The sequence below is a fragment of the Pseudomonas sp. CFBP 13711 genome, from assembly GCF_014842265.1.
GTDB lineage: Bacteria > Pseudomonadota > Gammaproteobacteria > Pseudomonadales > Pseudomonadaceae > Aquipseudomonas.
The window spans coordinates 1-1251 of the sequence record NZ_JACYVI010000034.1 but is presented as its reverse complement, the minus strand read 5'-3'; the positions used below and the strand labels follow the sequence as shown (position 1 = coordinate 1251).

The following is a 1251-nucleotide window of genomic DNA, read 5'->3' as shown; positions in this document are numbered from 1 at the left end:
TGAAGTGGTCAACTTTTTCCGGACACCTCAATCGGTGATTGTCAGACCGCTTGCCGCTCGTACTGATTGGGCGTCATGTTGCCCAACGTCGAGTGCAATCGCCCCTCGTTATAGAACCGCACGATGTAATCAGTGATGTCCTTTATTGCTTCGCCGTGGTTGGCGTAATCCTTTCTCCAGGTGCGCTCCATCTTTAGGTTCAGGAAGAAGCGCTCCATCACTGCATTGTCCCAGCAATTACCTTTTCGGCTCATGCTGCAACGCATCCCATTGCGAGTCAGCAGCGATTGATAAGCAGCTCCCGCGTACTGGCTGCCTCTGTCCGAGTGGGCAATCAGGCCCGGTTCAGGCTGCCTTTGAGCAATGGCCAGTTGCATCGCGCTGGTCACCAGCTCGGCGCGCATATGGGGTGCCATGGCCCAGCCGACGATTTTGCGTGAAAACAGGTCCATAACCGCAGCCAGATAGACCCAACCGCTTCGTGTGCGTATGTAGGTGATGTCCGCGACCCATGACTGATTGATTGCCTTGGGGTTGAACTGGCGGTTGAGCAGGTTTTCAGCAACCGGCAAGTTGTGTTTACTGTCGGTTGTGTGGATAAACTTGCGCTTCCAGATCGGGCGCAGACCCTGTTGTTTCATGAGGCGACGAACCTTGAAACGACCGATGGAAACACCTTCATCACGCAGCGCGCCCAGCACGCGGCGGCTACCGTAGCAGTGTTCTTTGGACTCGAATGTCGCCTTGACCATGGCCGCTGCAGTGCAGATGGGCTTGGGTTTCTGGCAACGTTGGCGAGCTTCATAGAACCCGGAACGACTGATCCGCAAAACCCGGCAGATATGAGCCACCGGGTAGGCCTTGCGATGTAATTGGTGAACCAGTTGATGGATCACTTCAATTCGCGGGCAAAGAAGGCCGTGGCTTTTTTTAGGATGTCGTTGTCCATTTTTAGCTGCCGAATCTGCTGCTCCAACTGACGAATTCGCTGCTGCTCACTGGTCAATGGATTACCAATACCCGGCCCGCCTAACAGCTCGGCCTTATATTGCTCAACCCAACGACGCACTGCCGTATCACTCAGATTCATGTCAAGACAGACCGAGTTCACGCTCTGCCCCTGGTCGACGATGAGCTTGCAGACATCAAGCTTGAAGGCTGCATCGAATTTTCTGTATTTCTTGGTCATGATCGTTCCTCAATGGGTACAGTTTCCCCCATTGAGGTGTCCGGGGTCATTAGGCCAGCTCA

The 1251-nt window shown here is 54.1% G+C and carries 1 protein-coding gene; it reads right to left on the bottom strand.

All coding sequences use genetic code 11. The features are described from left to right. Nucleotides 1-41: 41 nt before the first annotated feature. Nucleotides 42-1189, bottom strand: a protein-coding gene (locus IFT47_RS27260; RefSeq protein ID WP_192175175.1) for an IS3 family transposase whose coding sequence is annotated in 2 segments (ribosomal slippage) — nucleotides 42-934 and nucleotides 934-1189 — 1149 coding nt in all. Because the reading frame shifts where the segments join, the coding sequence is not laid out codon by codon here. Nucleotides 1190-1251: the final 62 nt, after the last annotated feature.